This window comes from Achromobacter sp. LC458, assembly GCF_001005835.2.
GTDB classification, from domain to species: Bacteria; Pseudomonadota; Gammaproteobacteria; order Burkholderiales; family Burkholderiaceae_B; genus Achromobacter; species Achromobacter spanius_B.
The window spans coordinates 1-822 of record NZ_LBHW02000100.1 but is presented as its reverse complement, the minus strand read 5'-3'; the positions used below and the strand labels follow the sequence as shown (position 1 = coordinate 822).

Genomic DNA, 822 nt, shown 5'->3' with positions numbered 1-822 from the left:
CACAACCTGGCGCTTCGTCTGGCGCCGAAGGTCGAATGGCCGGCTGCGATGGATGTGGAATCACGGACGGGTCCGGCTTGACCGCGGGTTTGCCACACGAAACACCGCCCGCGCCGTCGGGCCACGAATACTTATCCCCGCCATCTGTAGAGAAGGCCCCCCGGTTTGATGGAATAGCGCAAAAACTCTCATAACCGTCCCGCCGTCCCCCACTCTTGAAGCCGCGCTACGAGGGCAACCACATCGCCGTCGTCGAACCACTCTTCGATAACGTGCGCGAGTCGCTATGTGCATAGGCCCCTAGCCGCCCCTATTTTCAGAACCGGAATTATGGCAAACCAAAGACCTTTACTTGATAGACCATATCGGGGGTGGCAACGCGATTTAGCCGCACCCATGGACGGCGAGCGCGCTGAAGTCCAGCCCCATCATGCCCCTACACTCAACGCGCTCAACGACGCCTATCTGGAGATTTCCCGTCGCTCTACAAAAATGCGCGGGCTATTAATGTTCTTCGCCATCTTTCCAATCTGCTTCACCCTAGCTGTGCTGGCTATGGCCTGTAGCAGCTGGGAGCACGGCATCGTCTTCTCGTTGCAAATCCTGCCACCGGGCATCATGACCGGCGCCATGGCATACCACTGCATACGCATAGACACCGCCATCCCCCGCGACGAGCCGGTTCGTTTTAACCGTTTACGCCGAACCGTATACGTATACAGCTTCGAACACGTCTGGTGGAATCCATTCGCGAAATGGCAGGTCACCACGAAATCCTACGATTGGGCCGACCTGCGTGCCGAAGTCTGGCGGCAACGGGGG

Annotated in this window: 1 protein-coding gene; it reads left to right on the top strand. The window is 58.4% G+C overall.

Annotated features, from left to right (window positions below; genetic code table 11):
* Positions 1–396: 396 nt before the first annotated feature.
* A partial coding sequence (locus YH64_RS30030) for a DUF6708 domain-containing protein (RefSeq protein ID WP_370512791.1) occupies positions 397–822 on the top strand: 426 nt, incomplete at its 3' end.